Annotated in this window: 14 protein-coding genes and 1 tRNA gene; 7 read left to right on the forward strand and 8 right to left on the reverse strand. The window is 56.6% G+C overall.

Going from position 1 to position 21,483, the window contains the following annotated elements; translation table 11 throughout:
• Positions 1–15 precede the first annotated feature (15 nt).
• Positions 16–3,507 (reverse strand): outer membrane beta-barrel protein, encoded by a 3,492-nt coding sequence (locus IEX36_RS09175; protein ID WP_229668830.1) that lies wholly within the window; start codon positions 3,505–3,507, stop codon positions 16–18.
• A 464-nt stretch (positions 3,508–3,971) separates the two neighbouring features.
• Here IEX36_RS09175 and IEX36_RS09180 point away from each other — a divergent pair, with 464 nt between their 5' ends.
• Entirely contained in the window at positions 3,972–4,691 is a 720-nt protein-coding gene (locus IEX36_RS09180; RefSeq protein ID WP_188759038.1) for a GntR family transcriptional regulator, read from the forward strand.
• 75 nt (positions 4,692–4,766) lie between these two features.
• Here the strand turns inward: IEX36_RS09180 and IEX36_RS09185 are convergent, their stop codons facing one another.
• The 5 genes from IEX36_RS09185 to IEX36_RS09205 all read right to left on the reverse strand — a co-directional run bounded on the left by IEX36_RS09185 (position 4,767) and on the right by IEX36_RS09205 (position 9,344).
• The gene (locus IEX36_RS09185; RefSeq protein WP_188759039.1) at positions 4,767–5,780 is read right to left on the reverse strand and encodes an L-rhamnose/proton symporter RhaT; all 1,014 of its coding nucleotides are present in this window, start codon (positions 5,778–5,780) and stop codon (positions 4,767–4,769) included.
• Positions 5,777–7,033, reverse strand: coding sequence for an enolase C-terminal domain-like protein (locus IEX36_RS09190; protein WP_188759040.1), 1,257 nt, complete (start codon positions 7,031–7,033; stop codon positions 5,777–5,779). Before IEX36_RS09190 ends, IEX36_RS09185 begins: the two co-directional genes overlap by 4 nt.
• A 2-nt stretch (positions 7,034–7,035) precedes the next feature.
• Positions 7,036–7,815: an SDR family NAD(P)-dependent oxidoreductase gene (locus IEX36_RS09195; RefSeq protein WP_188759041.1), complete on the reverse strand. Its 780-nt coding sequence runs from the start codon at positions 7,813–7,815 to the stop codon at positions 7,036–7,038.
• 100 nt (positions 7,816–7,915) lie between these two features.
• A complete protein-coding gene (locus IEX36_RS09200) occupies positions 7,916–8,269 on the reverse strand; it encodes an FG-GAP and VCBS repeat-containing protein (RefSeq protein WP_188759042.1) in 354 nt (117 codons plus the stop codon).
• A gap of 13 nt (positions 8,270–8,282) precedes the next feature.
• Positions 8,283–9,344 (reverse strand): LacI family DNA-binding transcriptional regulator, encoded by a 1,062-nt coding sequence (locus tag IEX36_RS09205; RefSeq protein WP_229668831.1) that lies wholly within the window; start codon positions 9,342–9,344, stop codon positions 8,283–8,285.
• 507 nt (positions 9,345–9,851) lie between these two features.
• On the opposite strand from IEX36_RS09205, the gene IEX36_RS09210 reads away from it, so the two are divergent.
• The 5 genes from IEX36_RS09210 to fucU all read left to right on the forward strand — a co-directional run bounded on the left by IEX36_RS09210 (position 9,852) and on the right by fucU (position 18,132).
• Positions 9,852–13,088, forward strand: a complete 3,237-nt coding sequence (locus IEX36_RS09210; RefSeq protein WP_188759043.1) for a TonB-dependent receptor — start codon at positions 9,852–9,854, stop codon at positions 13,086–13,088.
• 161 nt (positions 13,089–13,249) lie between these two features.
• Entirely contained in the window at positions 13,250–14,248 is a 999-nt protein-coding gene (locus IEX36_RS09215; protein ID WP_188759044.1) for a GRP family sugar transporter, read from the forward strand.
• A 21-nt stretch (positions 14,249–14,269) separates the two neighbouring features.
• On the forward strand, positions 14,270–15,214 hold the full coding sequence (gene rbsK / locus IEX36_RS09220) for a ribokinase (protein WP_188759045.1): 945 nt from the start codon (positions 14,270–14,272) through the stop codon (positions 15,212–15,214).
• A 320-nt stretch (positions 15,215–15,534) separates the two neighbouring features.
• Positions 15,535–17,601, forward strand: a complete 2,067-nt coding sequence (locus IEX36_RS09225; RefSeq protein WP_229668832.1) for a formylglycine-generating enzyme family protein — start codon at positions 15,535–15,537, stop codon at positions 17,599–17,601.
• Between the two features lie 105 nt (positions 17,602–17,706).
• On the forward strand, positions 17,707–18,132 hold the full coding sequence (gene fucU / locus IEX36_RS09230) for an L-fucose mutarotase (RefSeq protein ID WP_188759047.1): 426 nt from the start codon (positions 17,707–17,709) through the stop codon (positions 18,130–18,132).
• Between the two features lie 812 nt (positions 18,133–18,944).
• Here the strand turns inward: fucU and IEX36_RS09235 are convergent.
• Positions 18,945–19,241 carry a hypothetical protein gene (locus IEX36_RS09235; RefSeq protein ID WP_188759048.1) on the reverse strand — a complete coding sequence of 99 codons (297 nt, stop codon included), beginning with the start codon at positions 19,239–19,241 and terminating at the stop codon, positions 18,945–18,947.
• Positions 19,242–19,398: 157 nt separating this feature from the next.
• A tRNA-Phe gene (locus IEX36_RS09240) sits at positions 19,399–19,473 on the reverse strand.
• Between the two features lie 205 nt (positions 19,474–19,678).
• Between IEX36_RS09240 and IEX36_RS17625 the strand changes: the two genes are divergently transcribed.
• Positions 19,679–21,268: an adenosine deaminase family protein gene (locus tag IEX36_RS17625; RefSeq protein ID WP_263364919.1), complete on the forward strand. Its 1,590-nt coding sequence runs from the start codon at positions 19,679–19,681 to the stop codon at positions 21,266–21,268.
• The last annotated feature ends 215 nt before the right edge of the window (positions 21,269–21,483 follow it).

The following is a 21,483-nucleotide window of genomic DNA, read 5'->3' on the forward strand; positions in this document are numbered from 1 at the left end:
CAGCTCGTCAGTTGGCTAAAACTGATACTTCAGCGAGAGTTGCAGAAACCGCGCATCTGGCGTGTTGTTCTGGAAGAACTTGGTTCCCGTAATCTGACCGCCCTGCGGTCCAATCCCCTGGTTCGAAGGATTGCCCCATGTCGGATGATTCAACAGGTTGAAGGCGTCGGCACGGAACTGCAGCGTCTGCTCGCGGAAGGTGGGGAACGTTTTGAACAGCGACATATCCACCCGCGAATAGCCAGGTCCATAGATTTGGTTGGAGCGCCCACCGAGGTACGCAATGGCAGTCGCTTCATCCGTGACGATCGTCGATCCTGTAATCAGATTTCCAGGAAGCGGATTTCTGAAGGCACACGGGTTGTACCAGTTGTTGCGAGTCCTTACCTGTGTCGGGCAGGAGGTTAGACTGGGGTTGTTGGTTGTGTCTGGAGTTCCACCGGCCTTGAATGGATCACCCACGAGGATCGCGCGTGCTCCGCCGCCATTCGCAGTCGAGATGCTCGGGGACACCGTAAACGGAGTGCCTGTCTGCACCGCAAATACCAGGCTCGTCGACCAGCCGCCCACCACATAGTCTGCCAAGCGCGAGCTGTTCAGGTAGGCGCGTCCCTGACCAAAGGGCAGCTGGTAATTGCCATTCAGCGTGAAGCGGTGGCGGACATCATACGGCGAGTTTGTGTACTCCTGGCCATACGGAATCAGCGCCATGTTCCGGTCACCGACTGCGGTAGAGAGTCCGCCCGCGTCACTGGTATCGTCGAACGCATGTGCATAGGTATACGTTGTGAGAAAGGTCAACCCATGCGCGGTACGCATCTCCAGCTTGGCCTGCAGCGAGTTGTAATTGCTGTCGCCACCGAAATGAATCGTTCCGATGCCACCAAGATCAGGGAACGGCATATATTGCTGAGTCGATATGCCAGGAGCAAACAGGCCGCGAATCGTGTTCGGGTCGTAGTACAGCGAAAGATGCCTTGACCCGTTCCCGACATAGCTGAGTGTTGCAGCCATGTTTGGCGTGATCGAGCGTTCCACGGCAAGGCTGTAGTTGACCGTATACGGCGTCTTGATATGTGGGTCGATCGCATGAAGACCGGGGTTGGAGACAAAATTCTGTAGCCCGACGTTGGTCTTTGCTGTCAGACCGTCCTTGAGCGAAATGCCTTCAGACAACAGCGAGGCACAGTTGCCCACGGAGCAGTTAGGAGCATAGAGATACACGTCGTTGGCCCAGGGGAAGTTCGTTCCCAGGTTCGTGTTGCCCTGACTCTGCAGGCCGCCATAGAACATGCCCGTGCCTGCTCGAACGACTGTCTTATTATCCAGTTGGAACGAGACGCCGACGCGCGGAGCAAAGTTGAGGTTCTGCCCGTTCGCCAGACGATCGTTGGAGTTGTACTGGACCGTTACGTTGTCCTTGGCCAACGCCGCAAGGAATGCGGAACCAAGGTCCTGACCGCGAGACCGGCTGGGTAGCTCATAGATGCCGGTTCCTGTGCCGATGCCCAGGCCTCCCGTGGCGATGAAGTTCGCCTGGTTGCCGGCATTCTCCTTGTACGGCTCATAGTGGTCATAACGGACCCCAAGATTCAAAGTAAGCCGCGGTGTGACTCTCCAGTCGTCCTGGAGGTAAGCCGCGTCATACCACTGCGCATCGTTGATGTTGGGACTGGTCCAGATATCAGCCTGATGCATCTGGCCGATCAGGAAGTCTGCGGTTCCTGCGCCAGTAGTCACTGTGCTTCCAACCTTCGACGTGAACTGCCCGTTGAAGAAGTACTGACCGGTAGGCGCTGCCGCATAGCGGTCGAACACGCGAATCGACTGGACCGAAACACCAGCCCGCAGCGAGTGGTTTCCAAGCGTGCGCGTTACGTTGTCCAGAATCTGATAGACATTCTGCGCTTCGTCCTGCGTGCCGACAGAACCCCACTGATTGATTCCGATGGAGCCGTCGAAGTAGCCAAGCGGAAGACCGCCCAGGCCGGGCCCGTTGTTCGGGATACCGCCCAGACCGAGCGAAGCCGCCAGGGTGTAGTCATTGGCGTTGGGCTGGTGGTACTGCGAAACGATCCAGTTGTAGCCAAAGCGGAACTCGTTGGCGAGATTCGCAGAAAAGACATGCGTCTCACTGAGCATGAAGTTCTCCGCCAGATTCGTATCGAACTGGCCACCAAATCCGCTTCCATCAAGGATCGGCCCCAGAGGCAGTCCATGCGTAATAATTTCGTGAGCATAGCTGTAGCGAGCGTAGGCCTGGTCCTTCGCGCTCACATTCCAGTCGACGCGCTGGTCCCACTGTATCGTGTTGTCCGCGCGGCCCACGTTGGTGCGGTAGTTGTTATAGGTAAGCCCCGTGACGCCAAAGTTGGGCATCGGATAAAGCTTGATGATGTTCTGCGCGACCGGGTCGAGCTGGTTGGAGCAGAAGACATTATTCGTCCCGTTGCATGAGAGCGTCTGCGCTCCGCCTGAGTTCGGCTGATAGAGCTGAACAGGCACGCCCTGATTGTTGAGGCTGGTATTCAGCAACTCAGAAAAATCGCCGGTACGCATCAACGCCGTGGGAACCGTAGTGGTTGTAGGGTTGGCGATGGAGATGCGGTTCGCTTCGATATCTCCGAAGTAGAACAGGTGGTTCCTCCAGAAGGGAAGGCCAAGCGTCGCTCCAAACTGGTTCTGGTGGTACGGAGGAATGGTGCTTGCATCCCAATCCTTCGAGTCGAGATTGGTGTTGCGCAGATACTCCCATACGTCGCCGTGGATCTGGTTCGTCCCGGACTTGATGCTCGCGTTCATCACGGCGCCCGCAGAGTGGCCAAACTCAGCGCTGAAGTTGCTCGTCTGGATGTTGAATTCCGCGAGAGCATCCGGCGGAGGCCGCATCACGAAGCTGGAGCCATTGAGGAAGTCGACGAGGTTTGTATTGTTGTCGACGCCATCGAGAATGAAGTTGTTCTGCTCGGCGCGCTGGCCGTTCGCAACGAAGTCTCCCGTGCCGCTGCCCCGCGTATTCCCAAAGGGAGGCGCGACGCCGGCGGTCAGCTGAGCGATATAAACCCAGTTGCGTCCGTTGAGCGGCGTGTTGTTGATGGTCTGGGTATCGATCACCTGGCCGACAGCTGCCTGCTGTGTCTGGAGCAGAGGAGCGGCCGTGGTCACCGTAACCGTCTCCGACGTAGCGCCGGGCTGCAACTGTAGATCGACATCCAGTCGTTGCTGAAGATCGAGGTGAAGGTTTTTCCGAGTCGTCGTCGCAAACCCAGGTGCCGCTGCACTCAACGTGTAGTTCCCGATCTTAATGGGGGAGAAGATGTAGACGCCGCTCGCGTTGCTCTGCCGCTGGAACGCCAGGCCGCTATCTGTGCTCGTCAGCGTGACCAGTGCGTTTGGAATCACCGCTCCGGAGGGATCGTGAACGGTGCCTGTAATGGCGCCTTGATCTACCTGGGCGTGCGCCGCAACACACAGTGGAAAAAGAAGCAGGCAGAGAACTGTTCGCATTCTCGCCGCTCCCAGAAAGTGGCTCTCGAACCGTAGAAGCGCGTTTCTTATTTGCATCATGCTTGCCTCCTGCACCGTGGATCACTATCCCGGCGCCGATATCTAACCTTTGTGAAGAATGAGCGCTTTCAACATCGAGCTACCTGCCTGATTTTTCTCAGGCGACTGCGAAATTTGAGCGCTCATATTGCGAAAAACTGTACCCGGTTACATGACCCATTGTCAAATGCATTATCGGATGACATGCATAAATAATTGCATATATTTAAGATAATCCAACAGATGTGCGCCAGGACGGGCTATGATTTATGAGCGCTTATTGTCAGTAAATCTACACAACCCATGGTCCGAAGCCCCGATTGTCGGAAGAAGGATATACGGCTATTCAAGCGCTTATATCCGATTGACTGTGAAACGATTTCCCGGTAGCCTCGGATGAGATTAATCAGAAGAGGAGAACAAGAGTGGCACGTTCAAATGCCGATCCTCCTGAAACGCTGGTGAAGCACACCGTTGCGGATCGCCTGCGTCAGGAAATTGCGTGCGGCAGGCTTCATCCTGGTACGCGCATCGTTGAAGGCACCTGGGCGCAGAGTTTCAACGTCGCTCAGGCATCTGTTCGTGAAGCGATCAATCTGCTCGCACAGGACGGGTTCGTTACGAAGGCCGCAGGGCGAAGCGCTCGCGTGGTCAGCCTCAGCGAGCAGAACGTGCTCGACATGTATGAGCTGCGTGGCGCCATCGAGGGACTGGCGGCGCGGCTTGCTACGAAGAAAGGCGCGGATATCTCCTCTCTCGAAGAAGCCCTCGTGAAGATGCGAAAGGCTTTCAGGGAAGACCGTCCCGAAGACATGCTCGATGGAGACCTTGAGTTCCATCTCGAACTCTGTCACCTGTCGGGCAATGTCTACGTTGTCGAACAGTCGCGCAGGATTCTCCTTCCACTCTTCGCCTTTGCGCGCATTCGTGTACTGTCCTCCGGACAGGACGCATCCGTGTGGGGCAAGGACCTCGAAGCGCATCAGCGAATCATTGATCTTATCAAGGAAGGCCAGCCGGACATCACCGAGCAATATGTGCGGTATGCCATGTCACGGTTTGCCCAGAGCGCATACGACAATTGGGAGAAGAGACCGGCATCGCCGCCTAAGAAGACGCGCGGTACCAGGAACTCGTCACGGTAATTGAACCCTCGCAGCCTGCCGCCCGAGGAGAGAAAGCCATAGCGCTCCGCAATGGCTGCTCTGTTCTTCAGCATGCTACGTTCGGTTGGTGAACGTCAGAAAGATCGTCGCCGCGATGAGCAGGGACATGCCAGAGATTAAGTACGCAAACGCTCTGCCTGAAGCATTCTTCCATTCTCCAGTCAGTAGCCCCGAGACGCTCGCCGCAACGATCATGAAAATCTGAAAGAGTGCCCAGCCGATGGAGGTTCCTAAGTTCCCAAGAAAGGCTGCGCTCATACCGTAGACAGCGAACGCGCCCATCCACAACACGGCCATGGCAGATGCGAGCCAGATGTCAGGAGACGCCTTCGCAAACAGCGGCAGACTTCGTCGCCGAAGGATCAGATAGGCCGCATAGCCGGCATTGGGAATGAACCCGCCGGCGAGACCGATAGGCCATACGGCGTAACTCGCCAGCGCAGGAGAATTGCCAAAGACGATGCTCTGCTTCGCAATCTGCTGCCCGAATGCGAAGGAATAGTTCAGCATCGGCGCCAGAAATCCGCAGAGGACCGCAAGCAGAATCAGGGCGCGATAACTCTTTCCGCCATGCGACGGCAGTGCGGCGTGCGCGTTGTCACGAAGGCGGCCGGCCAGTGTCGTAAGGACAATGCCCAGGGCCATCAGGACGATGCCAAGCACAACGGCCTCAACCGTGCGGCGGTGCAGCTCGCTCTTCTCCAGAGCAATCATCGGTACCAGCGTGCCCAGAGCCGCTCCCATACCGACGACGATGGCATACGTGAGGCTCATCCCAAGGCGGTCCACGGAGATTCCGAACAGAATTTGCGCCACTCCCCAGCACGCGCCGAATAGAACAGGCATGAAAAATACCGGGAGTGGCAGCGAGCTGTATATCGCGTGGAGGTTGTGGACAAAACAGAAGGCCAGGCCCCAAGGAAGTATCACCAGGGAGACCAGGCTGAAGACAGCCCACATATTCTCCCATCGCCACGAGCGAAGGAACTTCGACGGCAGCATACAGTTGCCGGACATGAGCCCAGCCACTGCCGCGAGGATGACTCCGCTCGAGGTCGATGGCGTCATGCGACGATCACGGAGAGATTCACAAGATCCAGAGAAGCGCCCGGTTCCTGCGGCGTTCTGTACACGCCTCCTTCAACCTGGGCGGGATGCACAAAATGCTGACGCAGATGAGGAATGTGCTCCAGAAAGTTCACCTCATGTCCCAGCGCAATGTGGTTGAACAGGACCAGGTGTTGATGCAACTGGCCCATGTCGCCCACATGCGGAACCACAGGAAGCCCAAGTCTGCGTGCCAGCAGGCTCACAGTAAGGAACTCACTAACCCCCGCGAGACGAGTAGCATCTGCCTGAACATAGTGCATCGCTCCCGAGCGGAGAAAGTTCTTGAACACAACCCGGTTCGGAATGTGCTCGCCCGCGGCCACCTTTACCGGGGCAATCGCCGATGCAAGTTCGACGTGTGCCATCAGATCGTCCGGATGCGTTGGCTCTTCAATCCACAAGGGCCGAAGTACCGCCAGGTCGCGGCACATCCTCATAGCTGTCGGCAGATTCCACTGCTGATTCGCATCGAACATCAGCGTTGCGGAGTCTCCCGCACATTCGCGCAGCATGTGCGCCCGCCGTATGTCCCTGCTTTCGTCCGCAGACCCAACCTTGAGCTTGAATGCGGAGAACCCTCGCGCCAGCGCGCGTTTGGTCAATTCGCGTACCTTATCATCGTCATAAGCCATCCAGCCGATAGAGGTGTCATACCCCGGATAGCCGCTCTTGAGAATGCCTTCTCGTTCAGCTCTGCTCACTTGATGAGAGCGGATCAGATCAATCGCGCACTGCCGCGGAAGAACCTCCTCCAGATAGCTCAGATCGAGCGTACCAACCAGCTCTTCCGGCGTCAGCTCCAGCAGAAGCCTCCAAAGGGGAACGCCACGGGCCTTCGCCCACAAGTCAAAACAGGCGTTGGTAATGGAGGCGAGCGCCAGATGGACCACGCCCTTATGCGGACCAAGCCAGCGCATGGCCGAGTCGTTTGCGATCTGACGGGATACGCTTCCGAAATCCGCCATCAGATCTTCAATCGCGCGGCCCAGCAGGGGCCTGGCGAGAATCTCGATGGCGTTGCACACGAGCCGATTGCCTTCACCCAGCGTGAGCGTGATCCCCGTTGCAGATTGCGCATCATCAGTCTCCAGATGCGTAACGGCAAGACTATATTCCGGATTCGTGTGCACCGCGTCTGTACCCGCTCCTGGAGGCAGCGGGTATCGCATGTCGACGGCGGTGATCCGTGTGATCGCACTACTGCCTGGCATATTCACTCCTGGTTCAGCCGCCTGTATCCCAGCTCAGCGCCTCCACTGACGGGCAGAATGCATCCTGTCATAAAGCGGGACCGCTCGGAAAGAAGAAAGATCGCGACATCAGCAATCACATCGCCGCGCGGAGACGGGCCCAGGAGATGAATCGTGTCAAGAAGCTGCCGCGTTGCGGTTGGGTCCGGCTGCTCCCCGCACCAGCGCTCCAGCATCGGCGTCCATACCGCGGCAGGGCAGATAGCATTGACTCGTATCGAATGAGGCGCATAATCGACAGCCATTGCCTTGGTCAACGAAATCAAGGAGCCTTTGGTCGCCACATAGGCCGCGTGGTCAGCCTGGCCGATTAGCCCCACCATGCTCGCCGTATTGAGAATGGTCCCCTTCGATTGCATCAGGGCCGGAAGCGCAAAGCGCGTGGTCCAATAGACCGACTTCACATTGACCCGGAAGAGCTGGTCCCATTCCGCCTCGCTTGTCTCATGCAGCGGAGTCGACGGACTCGCCACTCCCGCATTGTTGTGTACAGCATCGATGCGCCCGCAGGTCTGCAGGACTTTCTCAATCGCCGACGCCACCTGTGTTCCATCCGAGACATCCGCGCCAATCGCAAAGCAGCGCGATCCGGCATCTTCCGCCACCTGCTTCGCAGCCTCCAGGTTTCTGTCGACGATGGCGACCCATGCACCCTCACGCGCATAGGCCAGAGCGCATTCAGCCCCAATGCCATCTCCACCGCCTGTGAGCACCACCACTTTGTTTTCGAGTTCAAGGGCCATGGTGATCGAATCTCAATCTGCAATATAAGCGCTCAATATACTTGCTTATGCGCGATATACGATGAATTACTCGAACAATACTACGATATAAGCGCTCAATTTACAAGAAGTGACAATACAAAAGAGAACCTCCTCTCACTTTGTGTGAAAGACCGTATTGACCGGTAGATCGAGTAGTCGCTCCAGATGTACCAGTAACGGTGACTGTATAGGTCCCAGGCGTAGTTGCATGACCGTAGTAAACGAGCAGAGCGGTCATAAACGGCACATCCGTTTCAAAGCCATACCCTGGTGCAATCACGTCCCGTGCATATTCGGCGAGCACGGCGACGTCCTGCTTTCCGTCTCCATCGAAGTCGCCCGTAGCCACCGCCTCCACCACGTTCGGGGTTTCAGTCTGCGGAGCTGGCAGGGGAAGAGTGGTTCCTGCTGCAAACTCCAGGCAACCTTCCATTGGACCTATCCCGCTAGCCCGGAGCAGGACGGTGCTTGCCGGCAGTTGCGCGTCTTATAGGCAAGTGAGGCGCAGGAGGAGCGACCGAATCACGTAGCTTCAGCGATGTTTCGAGAACAATATGCTTGGCCGGCCCCATATACCCCTGAATGCGTTCAAGAAGGATGTTCGCTGCCGTCGATCCGAGATGGTAGCCGGATTGAGAGACGGAAGAAAGAGACGGGTTTGTGGTTTCAGCCAGTTCCAAATCGTCGAAGCCAAACACTGACACGTCTTCGGGGCAGCGAAGGCCCGCATCACGAATTGCAGCAAGCACGCCGAGGGCGATCATGTCGTTGCCGGCGAAGATCGCGGTAGGCCGCGGAATGAGACGCAACAGCAGCTCGGCCTTTGTCACTCCCCCCTGTTTGTCGAAGGTCGATTCCTGTATGTACTCAGACGCGATCTGAAGTCTGGCCTCTTTGACGGCTTGCTTGAATCCGTTGAGCCGCTCACGTGCGTTGGTCAGGTGCAGAGGCCCGGAGATGGTGGCGAGTTGTGTATGCCCCAACTGGATTAGATGTTGGGTAGCCTTGTATGCGCCCTTCTGATTGTTGGCAGTGACCGTGTCACCTCCCCAATCTTTGGGGAGGCGGTCGATACACACGACTCCCGTGCCCACTTCGCGATAAGACTTCGCCTGTGTAGTGAGATCGCTGAATGTGGAGGGGATTACGATGAGGCCGGCAGGCAGATACGTGCGAAGTTCGTTGAGGTGGGCCAGCTCCTTTGAGTGATCGTTGTCGGTGTTGCAGAGAATCAGCCGGTAACCATGGGAGAACGCCTGATCTTCGGCGCCGCGAACGACAGCGGGAAAGAACGGGTTTGTGATATCGGGGATGATCATTCCGATGACGTTGGTTTGAACGCGTCGCAGACCGCGCGCAAGTTGGCTGGGCTGGTAGCCGGTGGAGCGGACTGCATCAAGCACACGGCGGCGCACCGGTTCGCGGACGCCTGCACTTCCATTGAGTACGTGAGACACGGTTCCGAGCGAGACGCCGGCAATCTTCGCAATGTCTTTCATTGTTGCCATGGGATGTCTTTCCTCGGCGGTGGAAGCGGAACCAGGTGTTTGTGAGCGCAGATTCAGTATAGATTGCAGTGAAAGCTTTCATGCGCGCTCTGCGCCACCAGAATTGATGGGGTGATCCTGGCAGATGCGGATGGCGGGAGGTGTGCGGCTTAAGATACCTGTATTCATAGGCGCACAGAACTGTCGGAAAAAGAAAGAAAATACATTGACAAGATTCCACATGCAGTTGTAGGGTTCTACATCATCACAATTTGAAAGCATTCAAAATATTGAGTGCCTGATTCGAGAATCTTCAGCATTACAAGAACAAGAAGAATTTGAAAGGTTTCAAGGCTACTCACATGCCTGGGCCGCAGACGGCCGAATCCTCAAAGAAGAATTGGAAATGGAGGCTGAACCATGAAGATGAAAACGAGACGTCGTCGGCTAGCTGGATGGCTCTTGGTGCTTGCTTTGACTGCAATGAATTGGGGAAGTTCCGCAAACGCCCAAGCGACGAACGCGCAAATGTCCGGTAGAGTTGTAGACCCAACCGGAGCCGTAATTCCCAGTGCATCCATCGAGGTTACAAATACAGGAACCGGCCTGGACCGTACCGTTTCCAGCTCGGCGACTGGCGAATATACAATTCCTTCTCTGCCGGTCGGCACATACAGCCTGAAGGCTACAGGGGCGGGGTTCAAAACTTACGCTCAGTCCGGGATCGTTCTTGAGGACGGACAAAATGCCCGTGTTGATGTAGTGCTGCAAGTCGGCAGCACAAACGAAACGGTTGAAGTCTCCGCGCAGGCAACGCAGGTGGACACCAGCTCGGCAACTGTCCGTACTGAGGTGGACAGCACCCAGATTAAAGAGCTACCCCTGAACACGCGCAATACGCTGCAACTCATCACCCTCGTGCCTGGAGTAGGTGCCGCCACCCTGCCCCCCGCAGTGATAAACCAGCGCAATGGGCCGACCTTCAGCGTGAATGGAAGCCGCGTTAACGGCAGTGAAGTCTCACTTGACGGCGCTATCTTTGTAACCGGACTCTACAACCGCCCAGCGAACCTTCCCAATCCTGACTCGATCGGGGAATTCTCGCTGATAACAAACAATGCCGGCGCAGAGTACGGACATGCGTCGGGAGGAGCATTTGTAGCCGTCAGCAAAGCGGGAACCAACAGCTTCCATGGATCGGCATGGGAGTTTTTGCGTAACGACGCGCTCAATGCGAGAAACTGGTTCGCGCCCGCTCCGGCGGCAAAACCGATATTGAAACAAAACCAATTCGGCGTCGCTGGCGGCGGACCGGTCCTCAAGAACAAGGTATTCTTCTTCGCCACCTACGAGGGCCTGCGAATTCATCAGGTAACTCTTGAGAATCTCGCCACCATAACACCGGCTCAGCGTAGTGGGGACTTTAGCGCTCTTACAGCGCAACTCCACGACCCGTATAACGCCACATGCGGTACAAATGGCAATGGTCCGGGTACTGGCAGCACTCCCTGTAATTACACTACCGCCAATGGATATGCAGGCACAAATCAAATTCCCAAGAGCGAATGGGACACGATGTCAGTGGCCTTCATGAATACCTACATACCCACTCCAACCCTGCAGCCCTCCGGGCAGTGGGCGTATACGGACCAGGTGGCAACTCCTACCAGCGGCAACCAATACACGATCAGAGGCGATTACCGCGTAACGAAAAACGATCAGGCGTATGTACGTTTCTTCCATATGGTTACCTCGGCCGTAACCGGTCCTCCATATTCCTCCATCATTTCCTCTAAGTTCTACGACAACTTCTCCAACTCCAATTGGGGTACTACCGTCAGGGATACACACACGTTCTCGTCCAACCTGATTGGCGACTTCGGATTTTCGGACACAAATCTATCGACCACCGGCACCCCCGAGGGAACAATCATAACGGGGACGCAAATGGGAGCCCAATATAATACCGGCGGATACAACGTTTCTCCGTTGGTGTCAGTATCTGGTGTCACAAGTTTTGGTTCAGGGAATCCATGGTATGAAAATACGGCTTTGAAACAAGCCGACGCAAAGCTGTCATGGGTCAAGGGAAAGCATCTATGGCAGTTCGGTGCGATGGCCCTTCGTGAAGCCGAGAACATCGAATGGATCGACACGAACTCCGCCGGAAATCCAACCTTTAGCGGCATTGAGACGGGAAACAATTGGGCCGACTATCTTATTGGGAAGCCTATCAGCTTCGGACAGTACACCCCTTATTACGGTAACGAGCATTCAGTGGAATTGGGATTCTATGCTCAAGATGCATATAAGGCATCGTCTCGGCTGACACTGAATCTGGGCGTACGGTGGGATCTCTTCTTCCCCTGGGTAGAATTTAATCACGACTCTCCTACTGTTACCTTCGATCCGAGTTTTCATTCCACGCGATTCCCAACCGCTCCTCCGGGCCTCGCATTTCCTGGGGACCCCGGAATTCCGTCCGGGACCATCTTCATGGACAAAGGTGACTTTGCGCCGCGGCTTGGATTTGCCTACGACGTCTTCGGCGATGGAAAGACATCGGTTCGCGGAGGTTATGGCATCTTCTATAACGCACCTGGGGCGATCACCATGGCCAATGAAATTGAGGCGCCGCCATTCGAGACGCAACTGGTATTCACCCCGAATACTTTCACCAATCCCTACGGAGGGACTGGTTACACAAACCCATTCCCATACCCCTACCTCAACCCCGGAACGAACCCGCTATGGCCGTTTCCGGCGCAGTTTTATTCGCCGGACCCGCATCTCAAGAATGCGTTCACGCAACAATACAATTTCAACGTGCAGCATGAGTTCCCGAAAGACTTCATGGTGCAGGCCGGCTATGTTGGAAGTCACGGAAACCAGTTGTGGGATGGGAACCAGGCCAATGCGGCTCCCTACTCCGCAGGAGGTACCGCAGCAAATGCGCAGTCGCGCCGTCCTTTCCTGCCCCAGTATTACGCTGGCATCACAAGAATAGCCAATATTGGATTCTCCAATTACAACTCCATGCAGATCACCGCACGGAAGCGCTTTTCCGCGGATTATACCATGCAATTCGCTTACACGTTCGCGAAGTCTCTCGACGCGGGCTCCTATGCCGATGCGGATGGTGGAACTGCACAAAATCCGGCCAGTCCCATCGCCGGCGAATATGCCAGGTCCGACTTCAATCAGAAGCATCTGTTGAGCGTCAACGGGGTTTGGAATCTTCCGCAGTTTGAGAAGCTGGGCCCTGCAAAATATGCTGCAGGTGGATGGATGGTTTCAGGAATTGTGAGTTACAGCAGCGGTACTCCGTTCTCTGTTACTACCGGGTCCGCAGCACCCTGGCTCGGAGCGGGCAGGGATATTGGAGCCCTGCGCCTGAACGTGACGGGCACGAACCCCTGTGCAGGTTGCGGTGGCCGTGACTCGTGGGCCAGAACGGGATATTTCAACACAACGGCCTTCGCTTCGCCGCTCGTCGCGCCTGCCGTCTACGGAACCTTCGGCAACAGCGGACGCAACAGCCTTGTCGGCCCCTCGTATTTCGATACCGACATGAGCCTTGTGAAGAACTTTCCTCTGTTGTTCCGTGAAAACTCGAAAGTTCAATTTCGCGCTGACTTTTTCAACCTTTTCAACAACGTAAACTTTAGCAACCCAACCACCTCGAGCGCTTCGTCTGTCTTTGGCAAGATTACTTCTGCCCAAAACGCCAGACAGGTCCAGCTTGCGCTCCGGTTGGACTTTTAGCACAAGACGACCCACTTGGAGGCAGTCAGACCCGATTGGCTTCCGGATCTGGCTGCCACAACAAGTGGCCAGCTATAAGTGGTCAGCTATTTATTGTGTAGCAAGCTGGAGTTTCGCACACGCATCGTGCGGCTGCAATTGTTGAAATGCGAAGGAGAGCCATGTATCAGCCTGAGGCCTACTGGATTGCGCTGTTGTTGATGTTGGTAAGCATGCTGTGCTGGGGGTCTTGGGCAAACGCGGTCAAGCTGTGTCCGGGGTACCGTTTTCAACTCTTCTACTGGGACTATGTTCTTGGCTTGATTGCGGCCGCGGTAGTGTGGGGTCTGACATTTGGAAGTTTTGGATCGACAGGGATGCCGTTCCTGCAGGATGTAGCAAAGACTTCGAGCCAGGCACTTCTGCTGGCCTTTGCAGGGGGCGCAGTCTTCAACATTGCAAATTTGCTGCTGGTTGCGGCCATCGATATTGCCGGATTAGCCGTCGCATTTCCGGTCGGAATCGGGCTCGCGCTGGTGGTTGGAGCAGTCAGCAACTACATTCTTTCTCCGAAAGGCAATCCGCTTCTTCTTTTCGGAGGCATCGCGCTGGTGGTTGGTGCCATTGTGCTCGATGCAATGGCTTACCGGCAAAGAGAGAGCGGACAACCCAGGTCGGCACGGCGCGGACTGATCATCAGTCTGATCTCTGGACTGCTGATGGGAAGTTTTTATCCGCTGGTATCGGGGGCAATGAGTGGTGAACACGCAATTGAGCCGTACGCAGCAGTTCTTTTCTTCGCCATTGGGGTGGCTGTCTGCGCTGTGCCTGTGAACTATTTATTCATGCGCTTTCCGCTCGACGCCGGTCTGCCTGTGAAGATGCAGAGCTATCGGGTGGCGCCGCTGCGCTGGCATTTGGCGGGGATTCTTGGCGGAGCAATCTGGTGCACGGGTGCGCTGGCGAACTTTCTTGCCTCCAAAGCGCACATTGTTGGGCCGGCCGTTTCGTACTCCATCGGCCAGGGCGCAACCATGATCTCCGCAGCGTGGGGTGTGTTTATCTGGCATGAGTTTGCGTCGGCCTCACCGAGGGCCAGGATACTGCTGACCTGGATGTTCATTCTGTTTTTGAGTGGGCTGGGAACGATTGCAATTGCACCACTTTCTAATCTGCGCTGATTGATATACGAGGAGACGCACTTGCAGAACTCAAAGCCTATTATCGTTGTGGGCAGCATCAATACGGATCTGGTTTCAGTAACCGAGAGAATGCCGTTGTCCGGAGAAACAGTTCTGGGCAGCGACTTCAATATTTATCCTGGCGGCAAAGGGGCCAACCAGGCAGTATCTGTCGCGCGGCTCGGATACCCGGTGCGCATGATTGGCCGCGTCGGCAGCGATTCGTTTGGACGCGAAGCACACATGCACCTGAATCGTGCAGGCGTCGACACTGAGCTTGTAGAAACAAATGATGGGCCGTCAGGCATTGCGGTCATTTGTGTTGCGGCTTCGGGAGACAACAGCATTATTGTGACCCCGGGCGCAAACGCGACACTGACGCCCGCATATCTGGAGCAGCACTACTCGGAAATTCGGAATGCGGGTGCTGTACTGGCGCAACTTGAGATTCCGCTGGACACAGTTGAATACCTGGGTGAGATCTGCTCGCGCGAAGGAATTCCATTCATTCTCGATCCTGCTCCTGCTGCGACTCTGTCCGATGGTCTTTTCAAGCACGTTACGTGGCTGACGCCGAACCTGACGGAAGCAACCTTCTATGCCGCTGACGGAGCGGGAGCGGCGGAGCTTGAGCCGCGAAGCGCTGTGCGGCGCCTGCAGCAAAAGGGAGCCCAGGGGGTTTTGCTGAAACTTGGGCAGGAAGGCGTGGTGGTGGGGGATAGAGACGGCAGGATCGAAGCCCTGCCAGCGTTCGACGTGCGGGCGGTCGATACAACGGCAGCGGGAGACGCATTCAATGGTGGATTTGCCGTAGGCCTGATGAAGGGAAAGAGCGCGATTGAGAGCGCGCGGTTTGCGACCGCAGTGGCAGGTATTTCGGTGACACGCCCAGGCGCCCAGCCTTCCATGCCCACGCTCAAGGAAGTGGAGCAATTCATCGCCGAACAGTCTGTCAGAGTGACTTGATGCGAGCGAGTCTAGAGAATCCCACGACTGACAATCCCTAACCAATGTTGAGCCACGTATATGGCCGCCAGATTCTTCGCGCGGGCGCTGCGCACCCTGAATACATAGGAGACGAAATGAAATCGGGAATTCGCAATTTTGTTCGGATATCTGCCCTTGCCGCAGGGGCGGCAATTTTAACTGGTTCCGCGTTTGCACAGGGTCTGTTCTTTGGGCCGCAAGGTCAGCAGTTCCCTCCCCCCGCTTGCTACACGAGTCACCCGATATGGATAGGATACGTCCCCTGTACTTCTGCAAGTCACGCCGCCTGGCTCGCAGACATGACCCACTGGCGAATGGAGGAGCACATTCGTATCGGGTATGATTCGTCCCGCTACGCTCTCCCTCAACTGCAATGGATCCAACACAGCTTTATTCAGCCCCAGATGATGGTGCACGACCGCTATTTCTATGACCCGATTGCGGGACAGTACACAGTCGACAAGTATCTGGATGATCTTGAAAAGCGTTATGGCGGCATCGATGCAGTCCTGGTTTGGGCGGTTTATCCCAACGCAGGCATCGACGATCGCAATCAGCTTGACATGGTGCGATCGATGCCCGGAGGCGTCGAGGGTGTTCGCAAGATGGTGGAGGATTTCCATCGCCGCGGCGTGCGTGTCCTGTTTCCTATGATGATGTGGGACCAGGGCACGCATGATCCCGGCAAGCCGTGGCCCAATGCCATCGCCGAGCTCATGAAGGAGATCGATGCGGACGGCATCAATGGCGATACGCAGGAAGGTGTACCGCTGGCGTTTTCGTTGGCCGCCGAAAAGATCAATCATCCGTTGGCGTTTGAGCCGGAGCGCGGCCCTGCTGATGAAGGACTTGCCTGGAATGTCCTCACCTGGGGTCAGTACAAATATGAGTTTGCCCCCAAAGTTGACAGGTATCGCTGGCTGGAACCGCGTCACCAGGTCAATATTCAAGGCCGCTGGGATCGCGACAAAGCGGACGCCTTGCAGTACGCCTTCTTCAATGGCGAAGGATGGGAGAGTTGGGAGAACGTCTGGGGAATCTGGAACGGCGTGACTCCGCGCGATGGAGAGGCAACGCGCCGGGTCGCAACCATCGAGCGCGCCGTGGCCCCCTTCTTCGCAAGTACCGGTTGGGAACCGTACTACCCCATGTCGCGATATGGAATCTATGCGAGCCGCTGGCCGTTGGGCGAACAAACCGTATGGACGATTGTCAATCGCAATGAATACGACGTCGACGGTGAGCAGATGACAGTGCCGCACCGGGACGGCATGCGTTATTTCGATCTCTACCACGGTGTGGAGCTGAAGCCGTTGACGGAAGGCAAGGAAGATATCTTGCAGTTCGCCCTGGAGGCTCATGGGTACGGCGCCGTGCTGGCGGTCGCCGGTGAACCCAATGCCCCCATCAAGGAACTGATGACAAAGATGGCGCAGATGACGGCGAAGCCGCTCTCCGACTATTCACACGAGTGGACCGCGCTTCCGCAGAAGCTTGTGGAGATCGCTCCCACACAGCCGGCAACTTCTACGCCCGAAGGGATGATTCGCATCGAAGGCGGCAACTTCAATTTCAAAGTCGAAGGTATCGAAATCGAGGGATCGAATGACATCGGTGTGGATGTGCAGTATCCGTGGGAGAGCAGCGCGCAACGCTTCCACGAACATCGTATGCAGATCAAACCCTTCTACATCGACAAGTACCCAGTGACCAACGCGGAGTTCAAGAAGTTTCTTGACGCATCGCATTACCATCCCAAAGATGATTTGAATTTCTTGAAGGACTGGAAGAGTGGAACCTACCCGGCTGGCACAGCGAACAAGCCAGTGACATGGGTATCCCTGGAAGACGCACGCGAATATGCGAAGTGGGCAGGCAAGCGGCTACCGCACGAGTGGGAATGGCAGTATGCTGCGCAGGGAAACGACGGCCGCATCTATCCGTGGGGCAATTGCGACTGGCAGTCGGCAGCGCATTCCAGTCCTGATCCATCCAGAAGTCCAATTTCGGCATCATCTATTACTCCCTGCCACTGGGGGACGAATCCCAACGATGCACCTGCTCCGATCTCCGACCATGGCCGTGTAATGGGTCCGGCAAGCGATGTGGATGCACACCCCAATGGAGCAAGCCCATTTGGCGTGATGGACATGGTGGGGAATGTGTGGCAATGGACGGACGAATATGTGGACGACCACACGCGCGCGGCAATTCTGCGCGGAGGCAGCCACTATCGCCCATCCGGTTCGCTCTGGTATTTCCCCGAGGCGTACAGGAACGATCAGCACGGCAAGCTGCTGTTGATGGCTCCCAGCTACGATCGCTCAGGTACGGTAGGTTTCCGATGTGTGAAGGATGCCCAGTGAAGGCTAATATCAGCAAGGAGTCGGTAATGCCAGCGACGGGGCGCTGCGGATCTATTGGACTTGAGTTAAGCACGCAGTAACTTCGAAAGCGAAAGGACTGATGCAATGCTTAGGGGAATCTCACCTGTTGTTAGCCCAGAGCTGCTCAAGCTCTTATGCGAGATGGGGCATGGAGATGAACTGGTCCTTGCCGACTCTAACTTTCCTGGAGCCAGTATGGCCCGGCGGCTGCTTCGCTCCGATGGGCTCTCGGTTACGGATATCCTCGAAGGGATCGCGCCATTATTTCCCTTCGAGACCTACGCGGATCCGCTGGTCATGCTGAAAGTAGATGCCCACAAAAAATTCGACCCATCTGTCGAAGCCGATTTCATGAATGTGATTCGACGTTATGATCCATCGGTACCCGCACCCATTCGGATTGATCGGCTCGCATTCTATGAGCGCGCTCGAAACGCGTTTGGAGTCCTGATGACCGGAGAGCTCCGTTTATATGGATGTCTAATCATCAGGAAGGGTGTCATAGAGTAGCGGATGCACTCGACAACTCTTGCTATTTGCGAGGTTTTCGTGCGATGCCACGGTTGCGTGCATCGATGCGCTCGTTGGTTGCATCATCATTGAAGGCGTGTGGCTGGCTGACACCTGAACAGGTCGGCGAGCTATCTGATCTCGGCAGACAAAGTCTGAATGCCGGTGTCGTTGCCAGGCTGTTGCCCGGCGATGCGCCTCGTCCGCGTCTGCTTTCTGAATCACTCAGTATTCTCAAAGAACGTGGTTCCAGTAAGACCCGATTTCGGATGGAACCTAGAGGAAGTTATCAACAGCCATCGTGAACTGTTGAATCCTCCAGCAGGGACTGATCCTCGACTCCAGTGTATCGACGAGAGGGCAGCTTGCTGATTACCTGCCAGGCGAATCACTTGCTCCACCAACCGCTCAGGCGTATCTCCGCGACGTTCCCCAGCGATCACCACAGTTTGGTGCATGGCATCTATCGGGCAAAGCTCGGAACAAATGCGTCGCCGCCGACAATCCTTTGTTGAAGAGCTTCAAGCCGGTTTCACTGTCTATCTCTACACTGCGGAGACGGCGTTGCTTGCCGGACGAGACCTCGCCGCTTGAGTTCTTGCTTCGATCAGTTCTCGAAGAAATTGGGCATATGTAGCGGGGTGCGGGAGTAGGTCGTCGGCTGAGTTCTCGTGCAGCATCCGGCGCTCTTTTTATTGGAATTCGTAATCACCAGATACTCCTTTCCAGTTGGAAATCTCTCCCGGAAATGCCTCTGCGTCCCTGAATCAGGCCTATTTGGATCCGGATGGAATTTTGGCAAGGTACAACAGCTACTGCGGTTCATCATGCCAGCGAATCGCGATCGCCACGGCGATTCCCAGGAGACCGAGCGGCCGGATCAGGGGATCGTATTCGGCTTTCGTGAGCAATTGATACCTTGGTCCGTTCTGCGGCAAATCCGTTGTGCGCATTGAGAGACCGGTCTGGACACGCTCTGGCCCGGAATCGCAGACATGAGGTACATCTGCGGAGAAGAAGATCACAATGATCTCCAACAGTCCCAGGTGGAAGTATTTCTTGCCTTTGATCTGGAGCCTGAGAAGGCCCGCCAAATTCTGGCTAACCATATCGGGAAGCTCATCCTAACCCCACACGGGGCAGAAGACGGGCCGGTCTATGAGGTTTCCGGAGATATTGACCTCTTTGGCGGGGACCGAACCGCCATGAGCCTAGCCGTGAAGGCTTCAATGACTCGTCAAGTTGGGAAAAAGTGTGTAATGCAGGTGGTGGCCAGAGACGGGATCGAACCGCCGACGCCGGCCTTTTCAGGGCCGCGCTCTACCACTGAGCTATCTGGCCTTGGCATAAGCGCTTGAGGTCGGGGAACGCCAAGAACACCCGCGCGCTGCGATACATCTGTTGCCCCGGCTTTTTCAAGGGAGCTTGTCGCCGGTGGAAACCGACAACCAAACGTGATTCAAGTATAGCAACCAAGTGTCTCTCCGCCAACTATCCCACGCGCGCTATCCTGTTTCATCTGATTCCTGACCAGTGAGGAGACCCCTTGCGCCGCATTTTCGTTTTTGTTCAGGTGTTGTTGCTTTGTGCCGTTACCCGGGCGCAGTCTCGAATTAGCACCAACCGCGCGACTGTAACTACAGGTGAGCGGCGTGCAATGCAGGTATTCGATACAGCAAAGAAGAATCCGCTAGAACTGGCTGCGTTCCTTCGCCGGATGCCGAAGGGAGCGGATCTGCACATGCATCTCTCGGGCGCAGTCTACGCGGAGACGTTTTTGAAGGATGCGGCAGAGGATGGACTCTGTGTTAGTCCGAAGACGCTCAACCTCTTCAAGCCGGCGGCTACGACGCGGAGCCTGCCACCGCAGCCGGTGTGTGGCGAAGGGAACGTGCGGGCGTCGGATGCTTTCAGGGACCAGGGACTCTATGACCGGCTCGTCGACTCCTTCTCGATGCGGAGCTTCGTGCCGAGTGCGGGTGTAAGCGGGCACGACCAGTTCTTCGCGACGTTCGCTCGGTTCGGGGGGATCGACAGGTCGCATCTCGGGGAGTGGTTGGACGAGGTGGCGTCGCGGGCGGCGGCGCAGAACGAGCAGTACCTCGAGGTGATGCACACGCCGGACTTCTCGGCGGCGGCCCGGTTGGGGGAGTCGCTCGGGTGGCCTGCGGGTGAGGGTGACTCGCGGGCGGAGTTGACGCGTCTGCGGGAGGAACTGCTGGCGGGAGGGTTGCGGGATGAGGTTGCGGCGGACCGGAAGGAGTTGAGTGACGCGCTGGCTTCGCGGGACCGGATCGAGCGGTGCGGGACGGCGTCCGCGGCGGCGGGTTGCTCAGTGAAGATCCGCTTCCTGGGGCAGGTGCTGCGGGCGTTTCCGCCGGAGCAGGTCTTCGCCCAGACGCTTCTTTACTTCGAGCTGGCGGCGAGTGACCCGGATGTGGTGGGGATTAACTTCGTGCAGCCGGAGGATGCTTACCTGGCGATGGCGGAGTACCACCGGCAGATGATGATGCTGGACTACCTGCACGGCGTCTACCCGAAGGTGCACATCACGCTGCACGCGGGGGAGCTGGCTCCGGGGCTGGTTCCGCCGGAGGGGTTGCGGTTCCACATCCGGGAGGCGGTGGAGTTGGGGCATGCGGAGCGGATCGGGCACGGGGTGGACGTGATGTACGAGGACGATCCGCACGGGTTGCTGAAGGAGATGGCGGCGCGGCACGTGATGGTGGAGATCAACCTGACCTCGAACGCGGTGATCCTGGGAGTGGATGGGCGGCACCACCCGCTGCCGGTGTACCGGGCGGCTGGAGTTCCGGTGGCGCTCTCGACGGACGACGAGGGAGTGTCGCGGATTACCCTGACGCACGAGTACGTGCGGGCGGTGGAGGATTTCGGGTTGGGATACCTGGACCTGAAGGGGATGGCGCGGACGAGTCTGGAGCACGGGTTTCTACCGGGGGCGAGTCTGTGGGCGCGGGAGGATGACTTCTCGCGGGTGGCTCCGGCGTGCTCAGGACAGGTGCTGGGGACGACGCCTTCGGGGAGGTGCGGGGAGTTCCTCGGGTCGAGTGAGAAGGCGGCGGAGCAGTGGGAGCTGGAGCGGCGGTTCCGGGTGTTTGAGGCCGGGCTCCGGTAGCCCCCTCCCCTATACTTTTGGGGTAAAGTCTTCATTTCATTTGGTTTGGATAGAAGCTGATTTTGCAAAGTCTTCATTTTATTTGACTTAGTTCCAAAGTCTTGATTTCAATGGGTTTGTTAAATGAAAAGGCCCCCGGGTTTCGGGGGCTTTTGTCTTCTGTATCTATATCTATTTCTATTGTAGTTGGGTGGGGAAAACTAAACCGCCAACTC

This window comes from Edaphobacter acidisoli (assembly GCF_014642855.1).
Taxonomy (GTDB): domain Bacteria; phylum Acidobacteriota; class Terriglobia; order Terriglobales; family Acidobacteriaceae; genus Edaphobacter; species Edaphobacter acidisoli.

Coding starts and splice junctions, on each gene's coding strand:
- IEX36_RS09175 (WP_229668830.1), bottom strand. CDS start 3,507: ATGCGAACAGTTCTCTGCCTGCTTCTTTTTCCACTGTGTGTTGCGGCG.
- IEX36_RS09185 (WP_188759039.1), bottom strand. CDS start 5,780: ATGACGCCATCGACCTCGAGCGGAGTCATCCTCGCGGCAGTGGCTGGG.
- IEX36_RS09190 (WP_188759040.1), bottom strand. CDS start 7,033: ATGCCAGGCAGTAGTGCGATCACACGGATCACCGCCGTCGACATGCGA.
- IEX36_RS09195 (WP_188759041.1), bottom strand. CDS start 7,815: ATGGCCCTTGAACTCGAAAACAAAGTGGTGGTGCTCACAGGCGGTGGA.
- IEX36_RS09200 (WP_188759042.1), bottom strand. CDS start 8,269: ATGGAAGGTTGCCTGGAGTTTGCAGCAGGAACCACTCTTCCCCTGCCA.
- IEX36_RS09205 (WP_229668831.1), bottom strand. CDS start 9,344: ATGGCAACAATGAAAGACATTGCGAAGATTGCCGGCGTCTCGCTCGGA.
- IEX36_RS09210 (WP_188759043.1), top strand. CDS start 9,852: ATGTCCGGTAGAGTTGTAGACCCAACCGGAGCCGTAATTCCCAGTGCA.
- IEX36_RS09215 (WP_188759044.1), top strand. CDS start 13,250: ATGTATCAGCCTGAGGCCTACTGGATTGCGCTGTTGTTGATGTTGGTA.
- IEX36_RS09225 (WP_229668832.1), top strand. CDS start 15,535: ATGACCCACTGGCGAATGGAGGAGCACATTCGTATCGGGTATGATTCG.
- fucU (WP_188759047.1), top strand. CDS start 17,707: ATGCTTAGGGGAATCTCACCTGTTGTTAGCCCAGAGCTGCTCAAGCTC.
- IEX36_RS09235 (WP_188759048.1), bottom strand. CDS start 19,241: ATGGTTAGCCAGAATTTGGCGGGCCTTCTCAGGCTCCAGATCAAAGGC.